The following is a 7,700-nucleotide window of genomic DNA, read 5'->3' on the forward strand; positions in this document are numbered from 1 at the left end:
TAAAACGCCGGGAGCGTTTTAGCATGAGCGCAGCGATACCGCAGGATATGAATCCCATGGATGGGATTCATATCCTGCGGTCTAGGCTCCATGGAAGGATTTACGCCGACCCCAGACAGGCACACCCGACGTCTGGCACGAACTCATGCCAAAAAACTTAGCATAACCTCCTTACATCGGTTCCAGTGTCATGCGCCATTGGGTTGGTCCGGGCATAAACCGGCTCGGGCGTCCTTCTACCCAGTCGCGATGCCCCCGGTCGTAATAGGGTGACATTGGGTGGCCGCTTTGGCCTACCGGCATGTGAAAAATCCCGTTTTCTTCCTGGCCCGGTGCGACCACCATGCGCTCGGAAGCGCCATTGTCAGTGCGTTGCACCCTCGGCATGTAGGTATCACCGTCCATTGGTTCTTCGGGCATGTCGAGCCAGCGTGACAGCAGCGGCACCGCATCACTCAGGGGGTGTCGAATCGACAGGGTGTTGGCCTTGCCCCAGGTCTGGTCGGCCAGAGGCTCACCATCGGCGGTCATGACCTGCAGGGTTTCATCGACCATCGACAGCATGAAATCATCCCAGGTGTCATAGCCGAGCGGCAGATGCTGCTCCGGCTGCTGAGTCACCAGTGCCCACACCGGGTATTCCAGGAAATTATCCACACGCTCCGGCCAGAACTCGTTACTGGCGCTGTCGAGCTGGCGATAAACCGCACCCACGGTGCGATTGATAATGCGTTCGCGGAACCGTTTTACCGCCAGGTAGCCTACCGATGTCTTACTGGCACGACCTTCCCACTGACCCACATACTCAGCCAGCCCGGCACGCTCAGCGGCTCCCGGGCTTTCATCGTTCTCAAGCACCGCGAGCATCAGGCGTTGCCAGCGCTGCAGGAAGAGTGCCCGGTCGTCCAGCGCGATATCCAGAAAATCCTGCTCGGTGAATTGTTCCTGCGCAAAAAGCCCTTTCTCGATTTGTTGCTGGCGCGCGCCCAGGGCGTAATCGCTTCGGCCGACCAGATCCAGCAACTCATCCGACACAATACGGGCATTGGCGGTCCAGATGCGGTCATCGGCCGGGTTAACAATCTGTGGGAACTCAGCCGGGCTCAGGTAGCCGTTCCAGCCCAGTTCACCAGACGACCAATCGGCCGGTTCGGTGGGTGAAATGCCTGCCTCGGTAAAGCCGAAGCGACGGGGCAGACGGCCCATAACCGTCCAGGCCTGATTACCCCGTACATCAACAACGTTAAGGTTCTGACCGGGAATGCCCGACGTTGCAGCGATGGTCAGAGCATCATAGACCGTATTGGCGGTTTCCATTCGGGTCAGATCCAGGTTGGCGCCTTCAGGGTCGTGAGCAACCCAGCGCATTGCCAGTACCCTGCCAAAATGGTCATAACCAATCACCGGGCCCCAGCGCGTGGACTTCACCGCCACCGTAACCGGTTCAGCGCCTTTGACTTGAACAACTTCATTGTCAACGATGAAAGGCTGCCAGCCCTCCGGCGTCAGATACTCTGTTTCCTCAGCATTGGTTTGCAGAATGATGGTGTCGTGAAAGTCGCCGTTCGAATTGGTGAAGCCCCAGGCAACCTGCTCATTGGAGCCCACCACTATGGCCGGTGCGCCCGGCAGAGTAGCACCGGTGATGCGCCGGTCTGCCCCGGCAACGGTCCAACTGGCCCGGTACCAGATGTTGGGTACACTCAAGCCCAGGTGCATATCATCCGCCACCATGCCCGCCTCATAATCGGTCAGATCGCCGGATACAGACCAGTTATTGGAGCCGAGCTCAACCGTATCCTTGTAGTGCCAGAGCTCATGGCCGTTAACGGCCGCAAGGTCCCGTGGGGCCTGTAATTCAGCCAGAGGCTGTTCGGGAAAGAACGGTTCCCACTGGTACGCCTCACCGTGAACAGGCGAGTCCCACTCTCCACCCACCGGCGTCAGAAAATTGAACCAGTCGGTCGGTAGCAAGTCTTCCATCACCGCCAGAGAGCGTTCGCGTTCATTCCACTGCGGCTGCAGGTCGAGGTACATGCTGTACAGCGTTAGCATGCTGTCGGCCGGTTGCCAGTTATGGGGTTTGGTTTGCAACAAACGGTATTCGAAGGGCGGGCTGTCGAGGGCGGCCAGGCCCGCGTTCACGCCGGCGGTATAGGCCTTCAAGCGCAGTATTTCCGGGCGCTTCAGCGCAGTGACGGCTCTTTCGGCGCGTTGACGAAACTGGTGAACACGAATGCTTTGATCGTAATTCAGCGCCGCCTCACCCACCAATTCAGACAGCTCACCTGCAGAATTGCGGCGCAGCAGATCCATCTGGAAAAAGCGTTCCTGAGCGTGCAGCACGCCCAACGCATAGGCGCTGTCGGGCCGGTTCTGGGCATAAATGGTCGGAATGCCCTGAGCGTCGCGTTCAATGCGGACTTCGGCATTCAGGCCGGGCATCGGGTGAGTACCCTCAAGCGGCGCCAGGCTGCCATTCAGTTGCCACCAGAGCCAGGCAATACCGCCTGCCACCAGGATCAGCAACAGTAAAATGGTTCTGAAAATCCATCGAATAGGGCGCGATACGGCCATGCCTGTTTCCTTTTTGTGGTTATTCTTAATTGTTTTCTTAAATTGCCAGATCGACCACTAAGTCAAGTGCCAGCCGCCGGGTCTATGGCACGAAAGATAAAGCGGCCGCTCATGATTTCAGTTTGCCACAGAAACACGCGACCCCAAAGGCTCCGGCAACAGGTTATGCCGGTCGGTTGACAGCTCAGCGGTTTCACCACAAATCCATGCCTGATTGTCATAAGCGGTTGAAATTGCGACACTTGCGCCTCCGACACCGTTCTGATCCTACTGATCCCGGGGTGCCTCTCTGAACCGGCGGCCCTGTTAAGGCGAACCCATCGAATGACTGAACAATCCGGCGAATACATCGAACAACTGTCGCTCAGCCAGTTTTCCGAAAAGGCGTATCTGGACTATTCCATGTACGTCATTCTGGATCGGGCCCTGCCCCACCTGGGCGACGGCCTCAAGCCCGTACAGCGTCGCATCATCTATGCGATGAGTGAATTGGGGCTTAAAAGCACTGCCAAGTACAAAAAATCTGCCCGTACCGTGGGCGATGTACTGGGTAAATACCACCCGCACGGTGACAGCGCCTGTTACGAAGCCATGGTGCTGATGGCGCAATCCTTCTCCTACCGGTACCCGCTGGTCGATGGCCAGGGCAACTGGGGCGCGCCGGACGACCCGAAATCCTTCGCCGCCATGCGCTACACCGAGTCGCGCCTGCACGCTCACGCGGGCCTGTTGCTCGATGAGCTGGGCCAGGGCACCGTCGACTGGGTACCCAATTTCGATGGAACCATGGACGAACCCTCGGTGCTGCCAGCGCGGTTGCCCCACATTCTGCTCAACGGCACCACCGGCATTGCCGTTGGTATGGCTACTGACATACCACCGCACAACATCCGTGAAGTGGCCGCCGCCTGCATTCATATGCTGGATTCGCCGGATGCCACGCTAGCGGATGTGATGATGCACATCAAAGGTCCGGATTTTCCGACCGGTGGCGAGCTGACCACGCCCACCGCCGACCTGCAGAAGATCTATGAGTCCGGTCGTGGCACGGTCAAGGTGCGGGCGCGCTATCATGTTGAAGCCGGTGACATTGTGATCACCGAACTTCCCTACCAGGTGTCCGGCTCCAAAATTCTGGAGCAGATCGCTCACCAGATGCAGGTCAAAAAACTGCCGATGGTGTCTGACCTGCGCGACGAATCCGACCATGAAAACCCGACCCGTCTGGTGATCGAACCGCGCAGTAACCGGGTCGATGTCGATGCTGTGATGAACCACCTGTTCGCCACCACCGATCTGGAAAAAACCATCCGCATCAACCTGAACATGATCGGGACCGACGGTCGGCCCCAGGTCAAATCCCTGACTCACATTCTCAGCGAATGGCTGACGTTCAGAACCACAACCGTGCGTCGCCGTCTGCAGCACCGGCTCGATAAAGTCATCGCCCGGTTGCACATTCTCGATGGTTTGCTGATTGCTTATCTGAGTATCGATGAAGTCATTCACATCATTCGTACCGAAGATGAACCCAAGCAGGAACTGATGAGTCGCTTCAAACTGAGCGACATTCAGGCTGAAGCCATACTTGAATTGAAGTTACGGCAACTGGCCAAGCTGGAAGAATTCAAGATTCGCGGCGAACAGGACGAACTGTCAGCCGAACGCGACAAGATCGAAAAAACGCTGGGTTCCACCACACGCATGCGCACCCTGATCAAGAAAGAAATTCTGGCCGATGCCGACAGCTTCGGTGACGATCGCCGGACTCAGCGAGTGCAGCGTGAAGAGGCGCAGGCGTTCAGTGAAAACGAAGTACTGCCGTCTGAGCCAGTGACCGTGGTGTTGTCACAAAAGGGCTGGATTCGAGCGGCCAAAGGACACGACATTGACGGTGCCAACCTCAGCTATAAAGCGGGCGACGGCTTCGCGTTCAGTGCACCCGGCAAAAGTAATCAGCCTACCGTGCTACTGGATTCGACCGGTCGCTCCTATACGCTGGCGACCCATGCGCTGCCGTCGGCCAGGGGGCAGGGAGAACCCATATCCGGACGCGTCAGCCCACCTCCAGGGGCTGAGATGCGCGGCCTGCTGATCAATGAGCCAAATCAGCAGTACCTGCTTGCCTCGGACGCCGGCTACGGCTTTATTGGTCGATTCGACGATATGGTCAGTAAAAACAAAGCCGGCAAGGCGGTGCTGAGCCTGCCGAGGAATGCTCGGGTACTGGCCCCGGCGGTTGTCCATCAACGCGAGACGGACTATCTGGCTGCGGTCAGTAACGAAGGACGCCTGCTGGTGTTCCCGGTGCGTGATCTGCCGGAACTGGCCAAAGGCAAGGGCAACAAGATCATCAACATCCCGGCGGCCCGCGCAACGGAGCATGAGGAATACATGATCGGCGCCGTGGTGCTGGGCAGTGACGACACCCTGGTCATCCATTCCGGCAAGCGTAAACTGAAACTTAAAGGAGCAGACCTGGAGCACTATTTGGGTGAGCGCGGTCGCCGGGGCAACAAGTTGCCACGAGGCTTTCAGAGTGTCGCCAGTATTGGAGTTGAATAAGGCAGCGACCTGCTCCTGTCGCTTGCCTTAGTTTCGTCTACTCTTCATAGCACGATTCACGTAAGCACGTGCCAAGCCAGTGCATTGATCAGGGAAACAGGCATGACGAAGTCTCCATCGCCCACCCGCATTACCGTTGAATCCATGCAAGCCAGTATTGTGCATCACCTGCATGTTACGCTGGGCACTTACGAAGAAAAAGCCAGCCCGCAGAGTTGGTGGAAGGCCACCGCCGCCGCCGTCAATGAAGCGGTCATGGCCGGGCTGACGGATACTCAACGCACTCATTCAAAAATGGATACCCGGGCAGTGAATTATCTGTCCATGGAATTTCTGATGGGTCGGCTGTTGTCTAACAACCTGCATAATCTGCAATTGTACGACGTCGCTGAACAGGCGCTGGCCAAACTGGGGCAAACGCTGACAGACGTGCTTGAAGAAGAGCCCGACATGGCGCTGGGCAATGGCGGCCTGGGACGCCTTGCGGCCTGTTTTCTGGATTCACTGGCCACCTTGAATTACCCCGCTGTGGGTTATGGCATTCATTACGAACATGGTCTGTTCGAGCAAAGCTTTAGCCAGGGCCGGCAGGTAGAACGACCGGATGACTGGCGTGAATACGGCAACCCCTGGGAAGTGTGCCGGCCCGAATCGGTTCAGGAAATTAAACTCTATGGCTATGTCGAAACCCTGAGCGAAGGCGGTAAGGCATACAAGGTGTGGCGACCCGCTCGCACGGTCAAGGCCGTCCCCTGGGACATTCCCATCGTGGGGTATGCCGGTTCCAATGTGAATATTCTGCGGCTCTGGGAAAGCCGGGCTACGGATTACTTCGACTGGGACGTGTTCAATGCGGGCGGTTACATTGACGCCCAGGTCGAACAGGCCCAGGCAGAAACCATTTCCAAGGTGTTGTACCCGAACGACGCGACAGATGCGGGTAAGGAGCTGCGCCTGATCCAGCAGTACTTTTTTACAGCGGCCTCGCTGGCAGACATCATTCGGCGTTATCAGCGTGCCCACGGCGACGACTGGTCACACTTTGCCAGGCTGGTGGCCATTCAGTTGAACGATACGCACCCGGCCGTCGCGATTCCCGAACTGATGCGGGTACTGATGGACGAAAAACGACTCGGCTGGGACGACGCCTGGGCCATTTCTCAGCCGGTGTTTTCGTACACCAACCATACGCTGTTACCGGAAGCGCTGGAAACCTGGAGCTTGCCGTTATTTGCCCGGGTATTGCCACGGCATCTGGAGATTATTTTCGAGATCAATCATCGCTTTCTGAGCCAGGACGTTGAGTCCCGCTGGCCGGGGAATGATGCGGTGAAGGTCCGTCTGTCCATCATCGAAGAAGGGCACCAGCGCAAAGTGCGTATGGCACACCTGTCGGTGATTGGCTCGCATACCGTCAACGGTGTCGCCCAGGTGCATTCTGATCTGGTTAAGTCTGATCTGTTTCCCGAATTTGATCAGCTCTGGCCCGATAAATTCACCAATGTAACCAATGGGGTAACGCCCCGGCGCTGGCTGAAGTCCTGCAACCCGAGGTTGTCGGCACTGATCGACAAGCACATAGAGGCTGACTGGCCGTTGCATCTGAGCAAGCTGCAACAGCTTACCTCACTGGCAGATGACGACCGTTTTCAAACCGAATTTATGGACATCAAACACCAGAATAAAGTTGATCTTGCAGTCGAGGTAAAGCATCTCACCGGTATCGAAATTGACCCCGAAGCCCTGTTTGATGTCCAGATCAAGCGCCTGCATGAATACAAGCGACAGCACCTAAATCTGTTGCATATTATGTTGCTGTACCGGCGCTTGCTGGACGATCCAAATGCTGTGAAAGTGCCACGGGTGTTTCTGTTTGGTGCCAAGGCTGCTCCAGCCTATAAACTGGCCAAAGACATCATTTATGCCATCAATTGTGTGGCTGAACGCATCAATCATGATGAGCGCATTCAGGGCAAGCTCAAGGTGGTCATGCTGCCCAATTATCGGGTCAGCCTGGCGGAGAAAATCATTCCGGCGGCAGATCTGTCCGAGCAGATCTCAACCGCTGGCAAAGAAGCCTCAGGCACGGGGAATATGAAGCTCGCCCTGAACGGCGCATTGACCATCGGTACTCTGGACGGTGCCAACATCGAAATAGCCGAAGAAGCCGGCCGGGAGAATATCTTTATTTTCGGTCTGTCGGTTGACGAGGTCAGACAGCTCAACGAGCAGGGCTATAACCCCTTCGACCTTTACCATCAGGACGAGGAGCTTAAAGCCATTCTGGATTGGCTGGACAACGGTTACTTCACCCCGGCTGACCCCGGCGCCTTGTCGTCGATCAAGCACAGCTTGCTCAAGGGCGGTGACCCTTACAAGGTGTTGGCAGACTTTCGCAGCTACTGCGATGCCCAACAGCAGGTAGAAGCCCGGTATCTGGATAAAAAAGCCTGGGCACGCAGCGCCATCATCAATACCGCGACCATGGGCAAATTCAATTCAGATCGTTCGATTAAGGATTACGTGAATCGTATCTGGCATTTGAAGCCCCACCCACG

At 56.7% G+C, this 7,700-nt stretch carries 3 protein-coding genes; 2 read left to right on the plus strand and 1 reads right to left on the minus strand.

Annotated features, from left to right (window positions below; genetic code table 11):
- Positions 1-171: 171 nt before the first annotated feature.
- A complete protein-coding gene (locus tag WEB54_RS00675) occupies positions 172-2,577 on the minus strand; it encodes a penicillin acylase family protein (protein ID WP_368052723.1) in 2,406 nt (801 codons plus the stop codon).
- Between the two features lie 324 nt (positions 2,578-2,901).
- Between WEB54_RS00675 and parC the strand changes: the two genes are divergently transcribed.
- Positions 2,902-5,142 carry a DNA topoisomerase IV subunit A gene (gene parC, locus WEB54_RS00680; protein WP_368052724.1) on the plus strand — a complete coding sequence of 747 codons (2,241 nt, stop codon included), beginning with the start codon at positions 2,902-2,904 and terminating at the stop codon, positions 5,140-5,142.
- 102 nt (positions 5,143-5,244) lie between these two features.
- The coding region (locus WEB54_RS00685; protein ID WP_368052725.1) for a glycogen/starch/alpha-glucan phosphorylase at positions 5,245-7,700 on the plus strand (2,456 nt) is incomplete at its 3' end.

The organism is Saccharospirillum sp. (assembly GCF_040881935.1).
Classification (GTDB): Bacteria; Pseudomonadota; Gammaproteobacteria; order Pseudomonadales; family Natronospirillaceae; genus Saccharospirillum.

Bases quoted from the DNA above. Each gene is read 5' to 3' on its own strand.
- WEB54_RS00675 (WP_368052723.1), bottom strand. From the start codon at position 2,577: ATGGCCGTATCGCGCCCTATTCGATGGATTTTCAGAACCATTTTACTG.
- parC (WP_368052724.1), top strand. From the start codon at position 2,902: ATGACTGAACAATCCGGCGAATACATCGAACAACTGTCGCTCAGCCAG.